Below are 17841 nucleotides of genomic sequence, written 5' to 3'. Positions count from 1 at the left end.
CTGAAGTGGTAATGCCTTGTCACTTGCTGGTAAATTTTTTGGCGTTTGGTGGTAAAAACTATGTCACTGGTGGTACATTTCAGTGGCTGTAATCAATCTTTTCCAGAACGATAAGAACCTGTTCTTTGTCCTTCTGAATCGAATCCCACAGGGGCTAATAAATAGAGGCTAAAAAGAAGAACTTATCCACTCCATAGGGTTTGTAATTTTTTACCTGAACATATAGAAGCCTTGTTCAAGAAAACAGGTGTAAAGCCTAGTATCAATCAAATAGAATTACATCCCTATTTTAATCAAGCACGTCAAAGAGAATGGCATGAGCAAAATCAAGTTCAAACACAGTCCTGGAGCCCATTAACTCGAGCGAATGACATGCTACAGGATAACGTAATTAAGCAGATTGCGAAGAACCATAACAAAACGGTTTCACCAGTGATTTTACGTTGGATTATCAATTAGGTGCTGTTTCAATTCCTAAATCATCTCAAAATAGACAACTTGAAAATATTTCAATTTTTGATTTTTCTCTTAATCAGGCGGAGATCAACTCCATCTCGGAGTTAACACGGTCTAATGGAAGGATTGATAATCTAGACCCTGCCGTTTATGAGGAATTTTACGTGGACAAAGATCATTAAAGAAAATTATGAGGAAGTTTTGCGATTAACTTATTCTATAAGGAAAGGAATAGTTTCAGCATTCCTTATTATGGGGAAATTAGGTTCTTTCAAGACAAAACAGCTTAGCTACAGTCTTACGTGAGATGGGCCGTATAAAAAAACTATCTTTATTCTTAATTATATTTCAGATGAATCCTTAAGAAGAAAAATACAAAGAGAATTGAATAAGGAGAATTTATCATAGTCACCTTTAGGTTGGGAACATGTAAATTTATTAGGAGAATACCATTTTAATTCCGATAAAAGAACCGTTTCAGACTTTTTTTAAAGACGGGTCCCTCCTATGATTCGAGCCACAAGAGCTACTCATTTAATAGCAGCTGCTGGTGGCAAATTAGATTGTGCCGGCATGCTTCTCAACCACAAGGATACCTCGACAACATTTAAACATGCCGACCTTAATGAGAAAGATGAAGATTTAGGAACAATGTTTTAAAAGTATAATACTATGCCCATACGAAAGTTTTATTCCAGTCATTGCTTTGATTACGAGTGAATACAAGTCTTTCATGCATTCTTGTTTTTCTTCCTTGAAAAAATTCTATTTTATCTGGAATTACTCTAAAAAGTGTCCAATTTGGATTCACTAAGCCTGGATTAGATTCAAGCTCTCTACTCATTTTTTCAACTGCATTATGCATTGTTTCAATTCCATTAAGTGGCTCACTTTGTTTCTGCACTAAGCAAATAGCTTTTGAACTATCAGAACGCTTTTTGAAATCTACCATACTGTCATTTTGATTGCACTTTTTTACTTTTCCACTGATGATGATCTGTTGTGATAGTTCTTTCCAGTAAAAATTCAAACTAGCATAAGGATTTTCTGAAAGTTGTTTTCCAGTGGGGTTTACACTGCTTGTTGAAAAATAAAAATCTGCATTATCATCAACATGTCGAACTAGTAGTACCCTTGAACTAATAATACCTTGTGAGTCTGATGTAGCGAGCGTCATCGCTTGGGGTTCAATAACTTCATGTCTAATTGCATTTTCAAGCCACTGATAAAATAATTCACTAGGATTATCACTCATGCTTTTCCAATTTAAGTCAATTCCAGCTCCCTTTAGCACCTTAAGTTCTGTAATTTTTTCATTATATTCCATTTTCATCACCTCAATTATATTTTAACCTAACTTGAATTTGAAAAATAATATATAATAAAAGTAAACTGATAACTAAAATATATCAATTGTTAGGAGGGGAATAATGGAACTTAATTTACATCAGTTAAGAATCTTTTATGTTTTAGCAAAAGAAAAAACGACTTATAATGCTGCTAAACAATTACGTATATCACAGCCATCTGTTTCATCTCAAATTAAACAATTTGAGAAAACAATTGGAGTTTCACTTTTTAAGAAACAAGGTAGAAATATTGTACTAACCGATTTCGGTTCGTTGCTCTTAAAATATGCAGAAGATTTATTTAATATTGAAAAAGACATTATTTTCGAGATCAATAAGTTTAGAGGAAAAACGATACTACACATTACAGGACATCAATTAGCAATAGAACAACTTATCAATCCTATGATAAAAAAATTTAAGAGACATCAAGAAGATACAGATGTAACTGTTGCTATAAAAAGCACTAAAGAAAGTATAAGTTTACTTCAAAAAGATCAAATTGATTTAGCCATAATAGGACTGAATCCCAATTTGATTTATGATTTAGATGAAAAAACTTATTCAAAGGTTCAGCTACTTAATGACCGTTTTTGTTTTGTAGTAAACTCTAATTTTGGTATTCATACAACAATAACAAAAACGGAATTAAGCAATTTATCATTTGTTGGGCGATTACAAAATAGTTACTCACAATCCTTACTCGATCTCTTTATGGAAAAGCACATAATGAATAATCTACAATTTGATTTGAGATTTGAGAATGCTTCTTCTGCACTTGAATATGCACTTTCAAATAATGTAGTATATTTCAGCTCATATTCTCTTGTTAAAGAATATATCAATCAGTCTATGTTAAAAGAATTACACATAATAGATAACGATAGTTTTTCCCTAAATCATGAAATCTACGCAGTGCATAAGAAGAAAAACCTATCGAGTTTACTTATTAAGAAATTCCTGGCACATAGTTCCTAGAAAGCAATAGTGTAAATTGAAGTTAATATTTAACCATAACAAATCCAAATTAAAGAAAAACTTCTAGTTACGTTCTTTTTAACATTAACTCATTTTATGATAATTGTGTTGTTTTAGTTTGGTGGCCGAGATATTTCGCTGCCAGCGATACTGTGGCTTGATTGTCTTTGTGATTGTATATATGATTGACCAGAACGATTATGGTCGGATTTTTGAAGATCACCATATTAGCTGATTCATCTACACGAGCAACGACATGAAAGCTAGAAGATGTATTTCAAAGGGTTAACATTGAAACTGCTTGGAGCGATCCATCAGTATTTACTTTGGTTATTTTTGATTATACCGGGCTTTTGTATGAGTGGCATCAACGATTTATTGAATTGCTTTTTATAATTTCCTTTTCAATGGTAAGTTCCACCGTTTTATTGAACAACAGATCTGAATAAATTGACATCCTTTAAACGTAACTCACGAAACTTAGTTAACGAACTCGGTTCAATGACAGATGCTTTGGAGTCATACCAAAAAACATTTTGCAACGTTAGAACGGTTGTTATGGTTCTACACGATTTAAATCAAGCAAAACGTTATTCCGACTATTTAATAAGTCTTTTGAAGGGTGAAGTTTATAAACAAGGATTGCCAGAAGAAATATTTAAAGAAATGATTTATGAAGTTTTTGGATTGGAATGTCAAATCATAGGAGACCCTGTAGAAGGATCTCCATTATGTATACCTGTTGGACAATATACTAGAGCGCTAAAGATAATCAAACGAAGGTTAGGATTTAATGCAAGACCCATTTAAAAATGACCGTTTGTCAAAAATTCAAGTATAACAGGTCTTCATAATAAGTTACGCGTGTGGTTTTCCAGTTTAAACATTTTCTTAAACAATCATATGTTGACATATGTCAAACTGTTTTCTTTGGTCAAGTAATAGCTCATTGGCAATCTCATTGCTGCCACGTTGCCAAGATGACTAAGCCGGCAAAAAATATTGGTGGATGTCTGTCTCTTGCTTCATTGTGCAGTTACAGAACAAATTCCATTAGAGGAGATTTCATAATGTTGATTCAGCTCCACTTTCTCCATTACTTGTCCATATCTTCTTATAATAACCACTTTTTTCTCGTATCCTTCCCCATAATCTTTGAAGACTTTCTCATTCATGGGGTTTGAAAGGGCTCTCATCGAAGATCGTACATGATATGCAGAGGAGAAAGATTCAAACCTTTACTCCTCTTTCAGCCCTTCCAGCGAGTCCTTCTTTTCATTTTCAGCTTCTTCGGAGACATCATCGATAATGTTGTTGCCTTCTTCCATCGCCTGGTCCTTAATGGCCTTCATCTCGTTGGTGAAGTGGTCACCCACCAGTCTTGCCCGTTCTTGAACCTTGTCGAAAAGTTGATCGACTTCTTCCTTGGTCATCTCTGTATGTTCCCTTAATTCACTTATCATCGCAATGAAATTGTCCCGTTCAGTCGCCATGTCGTTAATCGAATTGACTTCGTGGCCGAAAGCTTCACCCACATATTCATTTCTTTCAACCGCGGCTGTGTGGACATTTTCACTCATCCAATTCGACCAGGCAGTGACCATTTCTAGGCGTTCCGCCATCAAGGCCCGCTGAAGTTCCTCGCCGTCTTGTACCGCCAAGTATTCACCGTTGCCGGCTTCAGCGATGTCCATAAGAGCCTGCTGTTCATCCGCTTTGACATCAAAGCCGATGATGTTGACGATGGCTTCTATATCGCTGTTGTGAAGCTCTTGTGCAGCCTGCAACGGATCACCGCCGCACGTTTCTTGCCCGTCACTGACGATATAGACGATGTTTTGCGTATATTCCCCATCTACCGCCGCCAGATTGTCCATCGCTTCTTCCATGGCAAGGGCGATTGGTGTGTAGCCCGTCGGCTCAAATTCATCGAGGGCGTCGGCGAAGGCAGCTTCTTCATAAGGACCAAGCGGATACACCGCTTCCGTCATCGAGCATGATTCTTCTTGATTGCTGCTGACATGACCATAAACGCGTAAGGATACGTTCGCTTCTTTCGGCATGTCGCTGACGAATTCCCGAACCGCGTCTTTCGCCAGATCCATTTTTACGCCGTCAGCCACTTCCGCCGCCATGCTGCTGCTCGCGTCAAAGAGAATTTGCACGTTCAACTCCATTTCTTTGGCGGCTCTCTCCTCTTCCGATGAACCATCCGGGCGGGTGGTGATATCGGAAAAAACGACCTCCACTTCATCAAGATATTTCTGATATTCCCGGAAATCCGCCGCTCCCAGATCGAGCAACACATGGAATAAGTCATCTCCTTCCACGCCGGCCGCGATCGCTTCTTTTATGCCGCTCATAATCTCTTCCTGTTCGGTTTCCACATCGTATTCTCCCGGTTCGGCGCGGAGCAGTTCCTCCACATCGTCCGTGGCAAAACGATCCAATGCGCCGCGTTCAGCCAAAAAATCTTCCGCTTCGCTCTTCTCTATCTCTTCCCTTTCTTCTGTGTTTTCTTTTTCCTTTGTGTCTTTCACTTCTATGGATTCTTCTTCCACCATCACTTCTTCGCTTTCCTCTGCTTCTCCCGAGCACGCAGTGACGATTCCTGTCGCCAGTAAGAGGGTAGTGAGGATAGCCAATGGTTTCTTCATCTACATCGCTCCCTATCTTTCACTCAAGTCATGGTTACGATATATTTCCTGTATGTATCGTTTTCATCCTCTGACTCTCTTTTCTGTATATTATCATACCTTGACACAGAAATAAAGATGAAAACGACATAATATGAAAATTGTACCATTTGCCAGAGTCTAAAGTTCCATCCATCTAGACATGCCCCCATTATTTCGATACGCTCCAGTGAGCTGAACGGTTTATGACGCGGAAAAAACGCATGCTCTTTTGATGAAAAGTCCCCCTTCCACCTTTTGAATGTGCAGGAAAAGGGTCTTTGCTCTAGCTTCGAAATGGAAGGCTTAGTTCTGTTTCAAGTATAATTTAATACGATGTGTAGATTCAGAATAAATATTGATTAAAAAGTTCTCTTGAGCCTTTATTTAACATCAAATAGAAAATTACCCTTTTGAAGTAAATTGATCAAAAAAGAAGTTACATGCTATAAAGCGGCAAGGCCTTAAAAATTTGGTATCGCCTCGCAAATCTGCTTCAGGAAAACCAAATTGATTTTGAGGTATTTATTACGAAACGTCCACATCACGCGACATAATTAGTAAAGAAAATCATCAAAAAAAGATGTAAAAGCAATTATTGCAGTTGGCGGGGATGGTACGGTGCACGAAATCATTAATGGACTTGTCGCTTCTACAATCCCATTGGGAAATGTTGACTTGCAGATTGATCAAAAGCCTGCTAAACATCAAAATGTATGGTTAATCGCTATGACAAACCCCTAGTCACCAAGTGGCAGCAAAGCCTCTTCATCTGCAAGGAAATTTTTTTGATAAGATGAAGAGGCTCCTCTTTCTTCTTTGTTATTTCAAACTCCTAAGATGAAAAATAGGCGCTGATTCTTATTCAAGTTAAATGCCCGATTATTGAAGATTGATCTTTCCTTAGTTTATCGTACCGGTAGAAAACTTAACGAATCATACATAACTGTCATAACCCATTCGGAAATGTCATTGGAATTATATCCCCAACGCCCCATTCAGGAAGTAACTTGTAAAATGTAATCTTCGATTAGGGGTTAATTGCTCTATAGAAACCAATAGATGAAGTGCTACTGTCGTTTTTTCCGCTAGTTACCCATTCGCTACTTCAAATTAACGCGTGCTTCTCTTGTGCTACCTGTAATAATACGGATTTTAACCAGTTCATTCCTCCTCAATCTATACTCCTTCACCTTGAATGCTATCTTCAAGAACAGCTGGCACTAATCTCTAGATATCCCTCTTCGATTAAGACATACCAGCAAAAGAAACCAAGTCGAACAACCACTATTTTTAGGATTTTGTCGCCAACTCTTTATTTAGGAGCGATTTTGCTTCCACCATCTTTGACTTTCTAATGTATTAACTTCTATCCATCGCCAAAACAATCAATTACAACGGTTCATCACCTAACTTTAGTTAACAAAACTTAGCCATTAAATTTTGACAACCGTAAACTTCTATAGGTATCAGATTTTAACATCTCACGATTATTGTTTACGTTTAAAATATATAAACATCACTGTGACATGATACTTAGCTTTAGCCATTAATACTGTGTAAAAGAAATGAGCAGAAGGACAATACCTTAAGCGATAACAATAATTAAACCAGGTGCTGCTTTATTTTCACCATAAATAAAGAGAAGAATTTCGAATATTCTGATCTGAAGAAGATATTATGCTTCCTATATCTATCTCCATGAACGATACTTTTATGATGTTTGAACTTCTCTGCTTTCTTTTTCACATTAACCTAACTTTTTTTCCTTAATGGTTGTTAATTATTTATTTTCTGAAAGCCAACTTTCAAAGGTGTACGACATTTCCCAAAAGTGCAGTTCGTACTCTTTTGCAATAATAAACTGTTCTTTTATTTTCTCTTTTTCCTTGTCATTCATATCTTCAACTAATGCGTTTAGTAAATCAATCATTTCGTTCGTTGAATCTTGAAACCAGTCACTCGCATACATTTTAAGCCAATTACGATAAATTTCTGGCTCTGGTGTTGCATGCTCATTCACCTTTCCGATGTCTGCATATAACCAGTAACATGGTAAAATTGCAGCAACAGAATGTGCTAGATTTCCAGCCATTGTTGCTCGATATAAATGGGAAGTATATGCATAGGCAGTTGGAGCTGGTTTAAAGTTATCTATATCTTTTTTCGTAATATTTAAAATCTCAGCATGTTCGTTATGCACTGTGAGCTCCGCCTCTGCTGTAAAGCGCGCTTTATCGGCTAAAAGAGCAGTTAGTTTAAAATCATCTGCTTGAGACGCAGCGATTGCATGGATCTTACCGTAATGTTTTAAGTAGTAAATATCTTGTAAAATATAGTATCTAAATGTTTCAAGTGGTAAATCTCCTTTCACTATCCCTTGCACAAAAGGGTGATTTAAACTTTGCTCCCAACTTTCCTTCGTTGAAGCACGTAATTCATCAGTAAACTTCATAAAAAAATCCTCCTTTAATCTTTTTTCTAAAGACTAATAGAAGGAAGTATTTGCATACTAAAGCATACACACGTAAAAATAGCGTATGTTTGTCTGCTAATTCTACTTCCCTCCGCTGGCCTTAACCAGATCAGGTTCTAAGGGTGCTAAATATACATTTATCTCAGCCATCACGGCGCCCCTAGTAGAAAATTTCAATTTTATTCGATTGTCTATTATGTTAGCAGAACAAATTTATAAGTCAACTCTTTTTGATTTTTTCAGAAAACTAAGAAGTAGATAATCAGAAATTAAAATTATTTAATTCTTTACTCGCTACATCAAACTTTTTACTTAAATCTCGAAATTTCACATGACCTTCTTTTTGAATTATTTGATAAATTTGCTCTTGTCTTTTTGATTCTAACAAATTATCTCACCTTTCACCACAAAAAAACATTTTATAACAAGTGTATAGCATGTTGCTTCTCTAAATTTAGTAGTGAAAAAATTTTTATGATCAAACTGTGAAACTACTCTGAATTATTTATACTGTAACCTAAGCTGTAATCTGTCGATAACGATATGGAAGAAAAAAGAAATCAAGTTTTTAAATTTGATCTCATGCGATTTAGTTTTTTAAATCATAAATTACCTGGTTTACTATTGTTGTTCATTAAGAAAAATTCACTTAAATTATATTTATTCTTTAACAATACCAAATTTATGTACTCTCTTAATGAGAAGCGCCCCTAGGAAGTAATTACTCGTATATTTATTCACTTATAGTATATAGGCAGTTATATGGCATTGGAATTAGCCTGGCTCCTTATTTTTTCAAAGGGCAGAGCGCACAATACACATCGTTTCCTTTATTTTTATCAAGCTGATGGTATAGGCAGCACGTTTTTCTCCTTGACTCGTTATTTTCCAATGATAAATAGGCAGCTAATGGATTTTCTCCTCCTATGATGAGTGTATGGTTACTGCATAAAAACGTTAAATCTTCTCGAAAGCGGCTCATACTATGAGTGGGCAATTTTTCTTGCTTCATTTTTCTATCAATGGAAGCAATCCTAACAGCAACATTTTCCCATAAAATAGTCTTTTTCAGTCTCGTTATTTGATGTAGCAGCTCGATCAGTGGGAAGATGATATCATGTAAAAGTTTCCTTAGTCTTGCTTGACGCTCACAAGCATGATGGACAGAAACATAGCTTAATTCACCTGTACTCACTAAACAGTTATTGTCTGTCCATTGTAAACTATTTAGTGCAAACAAGGGAGCTTTCTGATAAACGGTCATACAATATAATGTAGAGGATACCATCATAACAGCCAAACGCTTGACTAACATGGAAGCTACAATACTTTGATGGGAAGCCCCCCATTTTACTTTTAGTTCTTCTAAAAATGTTTGACAGCTGGATTCCTGCCAGATATCTATCAACTCTACGCCATTTTCGATTTCCTGCTTTTGCTGAATAAAAAACCGCTCTAGATTAATCATACACTGTTCCTCCAATTACGTATGTCGATTCTTATAAAGTAAGTAAATAAAAAACGGCGCACCAATACTTGCAGTAAATACACCTGCTGGGATATCAAGTGGTATAAAAACCGTCCTGCCAATCAAATCAGCACTCATTAGCATCAGTCCGCCCACCATTGCCGTAATAGGCAGTAAGTGTAATAAAGAATAACGGACTAATTTTTTTGCTATATGTGGTGCAATAAGCCCGATAAATCCGATCCCCCCTGCAAAAGCTACAGCGGCACCTGCTAAACCCACACTAATAAACAATAGAGCAAAGCGCAGTAATTGCACTCTTACTCCTAGGCTTATAGCAAGCTCATCCCCCAATTCCAATACCTCCATCACCTTAGCTAGTAATAAAGCCATCAAAAAGAAACTGCTAAACCAAAGAGACATTTGCAGTACGTCATTTATCGTTGCACCGTAAAGGCTTCCCGTCAGCCAAAGGTAGGCCTTTGTTGTTACTGCTGTTTCGCTAAAGACCACCATAAAGGTAACCATTGCATTCATCCCTGCTGCTATACCAATCCCTATGAGAACAAGCCGCACAGGGGTTACTCCATTTTTCCATGAAAGGAGATAGACTAAGGCGGCAACAACAGCTGCTCCAAGAATTGCTGCAATCGGTAATAACTTTATGCTAAATACACCTAACAAAAACACGATGAAACATAACGCCCCAAATGAACCTCCAGCTGTAATCCCAATGATATCCGGAGAAGCGAGCGGATTTTTAATAACCGATTGTAGAATTAAACCTGCTGCTCCAAGAGCGGCACCAACTAATAAAGCCAGTAAAGCCCTCGGTAATCTTAAAACATTGATAGTAAAGTCGTGCTGATTGGATTGCAATATGAGATGATTCCATAGCTCTTGAATAGAAATTGTCGTACTTCCAAACGCTAAACTCACGATAAACAGGAGAATAACAAGGATTGAAATAATTATATATGCTTTCCAATTTGTCTTGCATTTTACTTGCGGTGTCTGCAATTATTTCAACCCCTTGCGTGCAATATAAATAAAAAAAGGTGTACCGATAATAGCTGTCATTACACCAATTGGTACTTCTTGAGGCATAATCACTATACGAGCCACTACATCTGATAATAATAATAAGCTCGCTCCTAAAATAGCGCTTAATGGAATCAACCAGCGATAATCAGAATTAGTAAGCCCTCGTGCTATGTGTGGAACAATTAATCCGATAAAACCGATCGCTCCTCCAATAGCGACGGAACTTCCTGCAAGGAATACAACAACTAAACCGATTAATATTTTCACCATAAATACTCTCTGCCCCAGTCCTTTGGCCATCTCTTCTCCTAAAAGCAGAATATTGACGGAACCTCCTAGAAACACAGCGATGATCCAACCAACTGCCAAAAAAGGCAGAACAGGCAATAACATGTCCATTTCTCGACCTGCTACTGAGCCAGCTAACCAAAACAAGACACTTTGTAACCTTTGCTCATCTATAACTAATAATCCTTGGGTAAACGAAGTAAATAAAGCTGAAATGGCTGCACCGGCTAAAACAATCTTTATAGATGACAGACTGTTATTACCAACAGCTCCTAAGCTATATACAGAAATAGCGGCTATGCTTGCTCCAAGAAATGCGATCCACATAAAATGCACGAGTGAATGTAAGGGAAAGAAAGTAATGGAAAATACAATAAAAAAAATAGCGCCAGCATTTATCCCCAAAATATCTGGTGCGGCCAATGGATTTTTAGTCAAAGCTTGCATCAATGCACCCGAAACCGCTAAACTAGCTCCTATCACCATGGCAATAACTGCCCTTGTCAATCGGGAGGTTCTCACAATGACATGCTCCGTATCAGCTGGGTTATACTGAAATAATGCTTTCAATGTATCTGAAAAAGAAATAGCTGTTTGACCTGTTGATAAGCTTAATATAAAGGAAACAACTAATAGAAAACTACTTACTATAACGAAAATGCACTTTGTCTTTGTATTATTAGAGATATACATCATTCGAACGTCCTATTCTGTGAATGAAAGAGATGGAATCATTTTACTGTTTATTGTACAAGTTGCAACACATACGGCAGTGGTCTTTGTTCCATAACTATTTCTGTTTTGACTGCTGTCCGTTGTGTTACTACTTTCATTGTCTAAAAAGATACCATCCCCTTCCAAACATTATTTTTCCAAACCAAGGCGATCATATATATCATCTAGCATCAGATGAGCCGCTTGGATACCTCCACCCAAATTCCAAACAATTTCGTCTACTTGATGAACCTGATCTGCTTGCACCGCATCTAATTCCTTCCAAAGCGGGTGACTTGTCCATTCATCAAATGTTTGTTCCGCTTCCTCTTCTTGTATGAAATAATAAAAAACATCCGCATTCATTTCTGAAATACTCTCTTTATCTGTTAATTTAATAATATCCTGTGAATCATCTAATAATTGTTTCGGAGGTTCAAATCCTAATTCCTGAAGAATAGACCCTGCGAATCCTGTTAAATATATCCTCGCATGATCCGACCTAAAATTCAGCACGGATACATGGTACGGCCATTTCTCCGCAAATTCCGCTTCTGCCTTACTTTGGAAATCAGCCACTCTTTCATTCCATTCTTTTAACAACTCCTCTGCTCTGTCTTGCTCTCCCATTGCTTCGCCCATTAATGCAACCGTATCTTTGAAAGCAAAAACGGTTTCTTCCATTACTGTTGGTGCTATTGCTGATAATTGTTCGTAAACTTCTTCATGTCTTACCTTAGAAGCAATAATTAGATCTGGGTTCAATTTATTTATTTCTTCTAAGTTAGGTTGCGTTTCTTGTCCCACATATGTAACACCTTCTAAATCATCCTTCAAGTAGTCATACATTGGTTGCTGTTGCCATGATTCTACAACACCTACTGGAACAATATCAAAAGCTACAGCGCTATCTGTTGCCCCTTGATAGAGAGTAACAATTCTTTCAGGTTTTCCCTTTATTTCAGTTGTTCCCATTGCATGGGCAACTTCTCGCACTTCACCTTCATTTGTCTCTTCTTCCTTGTTTGAGTCTGCTATATTTGAATTTTGACCACAGGCTGCTAACACCAATAATAAAAATAATAAACCGGCAAACCTCCAGATTTGATTTCTCTTTTTAATCAAGTATAAACACTCCTCATAAATGAAATTGATAATCATTATCATTTATAGAGTGTATCGAAGTATTTACTAAAATGCAAGTCTTTTTTTAACCGATACTGCATCAGCAGATGAAAAGGCTTCGGTATCAATCCCATAGTGATTCAATAGAATGATTTGATACTTATATCCATTTCTTCCTTAAAAAGGCCATTAGGTTCGGGGTTTTAGAGAATATGGACAGAGGTGGAGCGCGTTTATTACACAAGAAGAGGGAGCAGACCCATTTATAGATCTGCCCCCCTTTTCTTGGTTCACACTCCGTCCTGATCTCCACTTAGGTAAAGGAATAAAAACTACCTTTTTGATGAGGTGCAGAAAAGAGATGATTCATTTCTTACGATAACACTTTTTGTTTTGTCCCGTTTTGGGTTTTCTTTTCTATTATGACAACGTAAACATTACTTAGCTAATTCAGTTCCTTCCTAGTTAACCGTTAATCAACTCTCTTCCATTGACATAGGATAGATAATTTTTGGTCATTCAGTTGTCCTGTAATGGACCCATTCATTTTTTCCATAAAGCTTTTCACGATTGACAAGCCTAATCCGGTACTTTTGCCTGAACGAGATTGATTTGCCATATAAAATCGATCAAAAATGTGATCAACATCCTGTTCTGTCAAAGAAAGTGTATCATTTTTTACAATCAATTTAACCAAGGAATCTCTTTCTTCCAGACTTATTATGATATTCCCATCTGAATGGATAATAGCATTGGATAATAAATTTTCAATAACTCGAGTTATCGCTGATTTATCAGCTATAATAAATATATCATTTTCAGGTATATGAATGACTGGTTCCATACTTTTTTCATGGAAACGATCATAGAAACTTATCAAGACATCTATTATCACATTCCTCAGATTGATTCGTTCCGATTGTAATTGGTAATCAGGAGATTCAATGATACTTAACTCAAAGAAATCCTTTAACAATATCTCAAGCCTTTTTGCCCGTTTATTTGCAACAGACAATAACTCTTTTCGCTCCTCTGTTGTAATATCATCCTGTTCTGCCATCTGAATATAACCTACAATAGACGTTAATGGCGTTCTCAAATCATGAGACATATTGGCAATTGCTTGTTTTTGTTCATTTTCAAATCTGACTCTCTTTCTGTTCTCCGCTACATACAGGTCAATCAGTTTATTGATTTCTATTCCTAGATTTTCAATATCTTGATCAAAAAGGGCTATGTCCATTTTTTTATCTGTTTTACGGTCATTATAGCTTTGCAGCTGCTGCATGACTTGTTTCATTTCTTTTTTTAGAGCAAATATGCGTGCAACCAAAAAAACGATTATGATACATAAGATTATTGCTGCATACATCATTGCTCTCACCCGCTTATCCACTACTATTTGATTTCTTTTCGGTTAAAAATGAAAATTCCACACAAGGTGATGATAATCGTTGATACTGCTCCAATAAGAATGGATTTTATGATTTCACCGCTTGTCATTGTATACTTGAATACTTCCATAAATTGATAAAAGATCGAATTCTCATAAATCACCTCAAGAAAAGCTGGCTTAGCTAGTTTTTCCATGACATACATCACAATGGTGAATAAAATAGAAAAAATAATTGTTTTTCCGCTGTCATTCGTAATAATGGAAAGTAACAAAATGATAGCTGTATATCCTAGAAATTGAAGTGTAAATAAGCCATAAGCTCTTCCTAAGTAGATCATATTGGTAAAATCGAATATATCTCCTCGCCCAAACAAGATAACTAACACAGCGACAGTTACTAATGGTATCACAATTGTAACAAAAATAGATCCCAGTGAAAAAACAAAGAACTTTGCTAGATAAATTTGGGTTCTTTTATTACCGCTTATGATTTGATTTTTGATGACCCCACTTGGCGAAAATTCCGTTGAGATATAAAAAGCTGCCAGTGTACTGACGATTAAATTAAAAAATATGGGAACTGTAAAGGCGAACAAACCATTTAGTTCACTTAAATGGATACTGTCAAAAGGAGTGTTCCTCATCATCCACCAGTCCGTTATGATAAGATAATGAAACAATGTACTTATCCCTATTACCGTACCTATTAATATCCAACATGCCTTATTTCTTTGTAGTTTAAAGAATTCAACTCTTATAAGGTTATTCATGACCTTGCCCCCCTATCAGCTTGGAAAAGTAGCTTTCAAGACTGTCACCATTTTGAGAGAGGTGTTCTATCAAAAGGCCCTTCATTGTCAATGCACTTGAAACGGCACGGACATCATCCAAGTAACTGTAAAGTTTTATCGTGCCATCAGGCATTACTTCAAAATCTGTAGTGGATAGCGTATCTTCTAAAACGATAGCAGCTTTAGAGGGTTGATCAACTTTTATTTGCAAATGCTGCCGGCATTTTTCATCCAATTGTTTGGATGTCAGTTCTTCTAACAGCTCCCCTTTGTGAATGATACCGTAACTTGTTGCGAGCTGATGAAGTTCACTTAATATATGGCTTGATATTAAAACGGTAAGTCCTTTTTCACGATTTAATTTTTTTATCAATTCTCGCAGTTCAACAATTCCCGTGGGGTCCAATCCATTTGTCGGTTCATCGAGAATTAAGAATTCCGGATCACTTAACAATGCAATCCCAAGCCCAAGTCTTTGCTTCATTCCAAGGGAAAAATTTTTCGTTTTTTTCTTCCCGGTATTAGCTAGTCCGACAAGGTCGAGTGTTTTTTGAATACTTTCTTTACCGGGAATTCCTTTTTGTAATCGATGAACCGCTAGATTTTCATAAGCACTCATATCCGGGAAAAGTGCAGGATTTTCGATAATGGCGCCGATTCGTTTTTGTGACTCGGTTAATTCATTTGGATGATCATTTCCAAAGAGTTCGATTGATCCGCTGGTTGGAAAGGCAAGCCCCGTTACTAAACGCAGCAGCGTTGATTTACCTGCACCATTTTGACCAATAAAGCCGTAAATGGCTCCTTTTTCAATGGTTATATTAACATTTTCAAGCGCAACATCATTTTTATATTTTTTGGTCAATTTATTTGTTCTTAGAATAATGTCACTCATTTACTGGTAACCTCCCTTAGTTATTCATAACATAAGTATGTACTTAAAAACTTAAGAAAGGCTTAAAACAAAGCTTAAGAAAAGCTTAAGATTTCATGCGATAGCCCATTCCCCAGATTGTTTCAATATATTCTTCCTTTGGATTTACTTTGCTAAGCTTATTTCGTAAGTTACTCATATGCACATTTACTGTGTTGTCATCCCCATGAAAAGGCTCGCCCCATACACTTTCAAATACATTTGATTTGGAGAAGACTTTTTTCGGGGAAGCCATTAAAAGGATTAATATTTTATATTCCCTGACAGTTAACATAATTTTATTCCCGTTAACAAAAACAGTCTTTGACTCTGCATCAAGGTGAATATCTTTGTGTATCAACTCCTGATTGGAAGTTTCATTTGTATGTTTGTACCTCCTTAACAGTGAATCAATACGGGCAGATACTTCATCTACATCAAAGGGTTTAGAAATAAAGTCATCTGCACCTGATCGCAAACTATTAATTTTGGTTTCCTTTTCATTTTTTGCTGAGATAATAATCACAGGAATAGAGCCCTTTTCTGTTATTTTTGCAAGGATTTGTTCCCCTTCCATTCCTGGAAGCATTAAATCCAGTAAAATCAGATCCCAATTCTGTTTATCTAAATAAAGCAGTGCTTCCGTACCAGAATAGGCAGGTTGTGGATCGTACTGGCTCTTTTTGATGATCTTGCATAATAATTGATTAATATCATTGTCATCCTCAACAACTAAAATGTTAATCGTCTGATTCACTTTAAATCCTCCTTTTGTTTCGTATTTGGACCGGAATATAGAATATGTCACTTTTCAACTTGACGGTTTTGCTGATAAACGCTCACCTTCCCTGTCCGAATGTCTCATCACGTTTTTTTATCATACTGTGTGACGTCTCCTAACGTTTTAATATCTTTATTTTTCATTATATTTGTTGCGAGTTACGTATTTTGAGCAGTTCCATGACCATTCCATATCTCCTATATTTGTTGTTGATTATACATAATAGTCATACAAATTAATAATAATTCTATCTGCATCATGAAGTGAATTTTTTGTAGAGGTTGTTCACACACTTTTAGAACAGCTTTTACTACTCTGCAAAATCGACTGGAAGGAAATGCTCCTTTAGATATCTTAGGAATGAGACTATTGAATTGTTTTTACCACGAAAGAACATAAAAACTTCTAGTTACTGGATAATCATCAATAACTAGAAGCTTAGGATATGAATTCACTTAAAGAAACTAAGCATTAAAGACTGCTTTGACTTATAAGGCCTTTACCATACCGCCATCTACTAACAAGGCTTGACCGGTAATATAACTATTGGCATCAGAACAGAGAAATACAACCACATTAGCAAATTCCTCTGGGGCACCATACCTTTTTAACGGGATGGACTCTTCTGCTGTGTGTTTTACCTCTTCATAGCTCATACCGCTATTCTCCGCCTTGACTCGATCCAATTCTTGCACCCTGCCCGTTTCAATACGCCCAGGACCTACCGTATTAATCAAAATATTGTCGGCCGCAAGCTCCTGGGATAAACTTTTGGCTAAACCGGTAAGACCGGTGCGATAAACATTAGATAAGATCAAATCATCGATTGGCTGCTTGATCGATGAAGAAGTGAGATTAACAATATGTCCTTGTTTCTGCTTACGCATATATGGCAGGACTTCCCGTATTGTTCTGACAAAACTAAGCAGATTTAATTCAAAAGCATGCTGCCAGTCATTATCAGATACTTGATCAAAATTTCCTGGCGGCGGTCCACCAGCATTATTTATCAGAATATCAATACCGCCATATAATTGAGCTGCTCTTACCACCATCTGCTGTATTGCGTTGACATCCTTCATGTCACAGACAATATATTCAATATGATCATTACCTGTCTCTTTACGTATCTCTTGTTGCGTCTTTTGCAAATCTTGCTCGCTTCTGCTGGAAATCAGGACATATGCGCCTTCCTCGGCAAACTTTTTAGCGATAGCCTTGCCTAAACCTTTACTCGCTGCCGTGACGATAACTGATTTTCCCTTCAAATGTAAGTCCATAGCTTTATACACCCCATCCTCTGATTACTCACTAAATCTTTAGTTTATTATAAATGCAACTCATCACTTATTGATGAAGAAAGCACTTTATTTTCCATTCCCCTGTT

The 17841-nt window shown here is 36.7% G+C and carries 15 protein-coding genes, 4 pseudogenes and 1 riboswitch; of the genes and pseudogenes, 6 read left to right on the top strand and 13 right to left on the bottom strand.

Features of this window, described 5'->3' with window-relative positions; all coding sequences use genetic code 11:
• Positions 1–198: 198 nt before the first annotated feature.
• The 3 genes and pseudogenes from JOD18_RS24225 to JOD18_RS08685 form a co-directional block, all read left to right on the top strand.
• Positions 199–638, top strand: a pseudogene (locus tag JOD18_RS24225) (aldo/keto reductase); the annotation flags it as partial.
• A pseudogene (locus tag JOD18_RS08690) lies at positions 607–864 on the top strand (Tn3 family transposase). The pseudogenes JOD18_RS24225 and JOD18_RS08690, both read left to right, overlap by 32 nt.
• 99 nt (positions 865–963) lie before the next feature.
• Positions 964–1116, top strand: coding sequence for a hypothetical protein (locus JOD18_RS08685; protein WP_204668553.1), 153 nt, complete (start codon positions 964–966; stop codon positions 1114–1116).
• A gap of 10 nt (positions 1117–1126) precedes the next feature.
• Here the strand turns inward: JOD18_RS08685 and JOD18_RS08680 are convergent, their stop codons facing one another.
• Entirely contained in the window at positions 1127–1783 is a 657-nt protein-coding gene (locus JOD18_RS08680; protein WP_204668552.1) for a pyridoxine/pyridoxamine 5'-phosphate oxidase, read from the bottom strand.
• 103 nt (positions 1784–1886) lie between these two features.
• On the opposite strand from JOD18_RS08680, the gene JOD18_RS08675 reads away from it, so the two are divergent.
• Positions 1887–2783, top strand: coding sequence for a LysR family transcriptional regulator (locus JOD18_RS08675; RefSeq protein ID WP_204668551.1), 897 nt, complete (start codon positions 1887–1889; stop codon positions 2781–2783).
• 333 nt (positions 2784–3116) lie between these two features.
• Here the strand turns inward: JOD18_RS08675 and JOD18_RS08670 are convergent.
• A pseudogene (locus JOD18_RS08670) lies at positions 3117–3289 on the bottom strand (IS5/IS1182 family transposase); the annotation flags it as partial.
• Here JOD18_RS08670 and JOD18_RS24990 point away from each other — a divergent pair.
• Positions 3285–3593, top strand: a complete 309-nt coding sequence (locus JOD18_RS24990; protein ID WP_420827791.1) for an ATP-binding cassette domain-containing protein — start codon at positions 3285–3287, stop codon at positions 3591–3593. The pseudogene JOD18_RS08670 and the gene JOD18_RS24990 sit on opposite strands and share 5 nt — an antisense overlap.
• Positions 3594–4021: 428 nt before the next feature.
• Here JOD18_RS24990 and JOD18_RS08665 read toward each other — a convergent pair whose 3' ends face one another.
• Positions 4022–5440 carry a VWA domain-containing protein gene (locus JOD18_RS08665; RefSeq protein ID WP_204668550.1) on the bottom strand — a complete coding sequence of 473 codons (1419 nt, stop codon included), beginning with the start codon at positions 5438–5440 and terminating at the stop codon, positions 4022–4024.
• 600 nt (positions 5441–6040) lie between these two features.
• Here JOD18_RS08665 and JOD18_RS24985 point away from each other — a divergent pair.
• Positions 6041–6202 (top strand): annotated as a pseudogene (locus tag JOD18_RS24985) (diacylglycerol kinase family protein); the annotation flags it as partial.
• A 1039-nt stretch (positions 6203–7241) separates the two neighbouring features.
• Here the strand turns inward: JOD18_RS24985 and tenA are convergent.
• The 10 genes from tenA to JOD18_RS08610 all read right to left on the bottom strand — a co-directional run bounded on the left by tenA (position 7242) and on the right by JOD18_RS08610 (position 17734).
• Positions 7242–7913: a thiaminase II gene (gene tenA / locus JOD18_RS08655; protein ID WP_204668549.1), complete on the bottom strand. Its 672-nt coding sequence runs from the start codon at positions 7911–7913 to the stop codon at positions 7242–7244.
• A gap of 90 nt (positions 7914–8003) precedes the next feature.
• Positions 8004–8106: riboswitch (TPP riboswitch) on the bottom strand.
• A gap of 615 nt (positions 8107–8721) precedes the next feature.
• Positions 8722–9402, bottom strand: coding sequence for an IucA/IucC family C-terminal-domain containing protein (locus JOD18_RS08650; RefSeq protein WP_204668548.1), 681 nt, complete (start codon positions 9400–9402; stop codon positions 8722–8724).
• A 15-nt stretch (positions 9403–9417) separates the two neighbouring features.
• Complete coding sequence (locus JOD18_RS08645) at positions 9418–10422, bottom strand: FecCD family ABC transporter permease (RefSeq protein ID WP_204668547.1); 1005 nt, start codon at positions 10420–10422, stop codon at positions 9418–9420.
• Positions 10423–11430 (bottom strand): FecCD family ABC transporter permease, encoded by a 1008-nt coding sequence (locus JOD18_RS08640; protein ID WP_204668546.1) that lies wholly within the window; start codon positions 11428–11430, stop codon positions 10423–10425.
• 168 nt (positions 11431–11598) lie between these two features.
• On the bottom strand, positions 11599–12573 hold the full coding sequence (locus JOD18_RS08635; protein WP_239588002.1) for an ABC transporter substrate-binding protein: 975 nt from the start codon (positions 12571–12573) through the stop codon (positions 11599–11601).
• 472 nt (positions 12574–13045) lie between these two features.
• Entirely contained in the window at positions 13046–13948 is a 903-nt protein-coding gene (locus JOD18_RS08630) for a sensor histidine kinase (protein WP_204668544.1), read from the bottom strand.
• Positions 13949–13971: 23 nt separating this feature from the next.
• Complete coding sequence (locus JOD18_RS08625; RefSeq protein ID WP_204668543.1) at positions 13972–14739, bottom strand: ABC transporter permease; 768 nt, start codon at positions 14737–14739, stop codon at positions 13972–13974.
• Positions 14732–15655 (bottom strand): ATP-binding cassette domain-containing protein, encoded by a 924-nt coding sequence (locus tag JOD18_RS08620; RefSeq protein ID WP_204668542.1) that lies wholly within the window; start codon positions 15653–15655, stop codon positions 14732–14734. The genes JOD18_RS08625 and JOD18_RS08620 overlap by 8 nt, the downstream gene beginning before the upstream one ends.
• A gap of 85 nt (positions 15656–15740) precedes the next feature.
• Positions 15741–16430 carry a response regulator gene (locus JOD18_RS08615; protein WP_204668541.1) on the bottom strand — a complete coding sequence of 230 codons (690 nt, stop codon included), beginning with the start codon at positions 16428–16430 and terminating at the stop codon, positions 15741–15743.
• A gap of 512 nt (positions 16431–16942) precedes the next feature.
• The gene (locus JOD18_RS08610) at positions 16943–17734 is read right to left on the bottom strand and encodes an SDR family oxidoreductase (RefSeq protein ID WP_204668540.1); all 792 of its coding nucleotides are present in this window, start codon (positions 17732–17734) and stop codon (positions 16943–16945) included.
• Between the last annotated feature and the right edge of the window lie 107 nt (positions 17735–17841).

The organism is Gracilibacillus alcaliphilus, assembly GCF_016909015.1.
Classification (GTDB): Bacteria; Bacillota; Bacilli; order Bacillales; family Amphibacillaceae; genus Gracilibacillus; species Gracilibacillus alcaliphilus.
Note: the sequence above shows the minus strand (reverse complement) of the source record. Positions and strands in the feature narration are given on the sequence as shown.

Bases quoted from the DNA above. Each gene is read 5' to 3' on its own strand.
- JOD18_RS08625 (WP_204668543.1), bottom strand. From the start codon at position 14,739: ATGAATAACCTTATAAGAGTTGAATTCTTTAAACTACAAAGAAATAAG.
- tenA (WP_204668549.1), bottom strand. From the start codon at position 7,913: ATGAAGTTTACTGATGAATTACGTGCTTCAACGAAGGAAAGTTGGGAG.
- JOD18_RS08680 (WP_204668552.1), bottom strand. From the start codon at position 1,783: ATGGAATATAATGAAAAAATTACAGAACTTAAGGTGCTAAAGGGAGCT.
- JOD18_RS08640 (WP_204668546.1), bottom strand. From the start codon at position 11,430: ATGATGTATATCTCTAATAATACAAAGACAAAGTGCATTTTCGTTATA.
- JOD18_RS08620 (WP_204668542.1), bottom strand. From the start codon at position 15,655: ATGAGTGACATTATTCTAAGAACAAATAAATTGACCAAAAAATATAAA.
- JOD18_RS08610 (WP_204668540.1), bottom strand. From the start codon at position 17,734: ATGGACTTACATTTGAAGGGAAAATCAGTTATCGTCACGGCAGCGAGT.
- JOD18_RS08675 (WP_204668551.1), top strand. From the start codon at position 1,887: ATGGAACTTAATTTACATCAGTTAAGAATCTTTTATGTTTTAGCAAAA.
- JOD18_RS08685 (WP_204668553.1), top strand. From the start codon at position 964: ATGATTCGAGCCACAAGAGCTACTCATTTAATAGCAGCTGCTGGTGGC.
- JOD18_RS24990 (WP_420827791.1), top strand. From the start codon at position 3,285: ATGACAGATGCTTTGGAGTCATACCAAAAAACATTTTGCAACGTTAGA.
- JOD18_RS08630 (WP_204668544.1), bottom strand. From the start codon at position 13,948: ATGATGTATGCAGCAATAATCTTATGTATCATAATCGTTTTTTTGGTT.
- JOD18_RS08665 (WP_204668550.1), bottom strand. From the start codon at position 5,440: ATGAAGAAACCATTGGCTATCCTCACTACCCTCTTACTGGCGACAGGA.
- JOD18_RS08650 (WP_204668548.1), bottom strand. From the start codon at position 9,402: ATGATTAATCTAGAGCGGTTTTTTATTCAGCAAAAGCAGGAAATCGAA.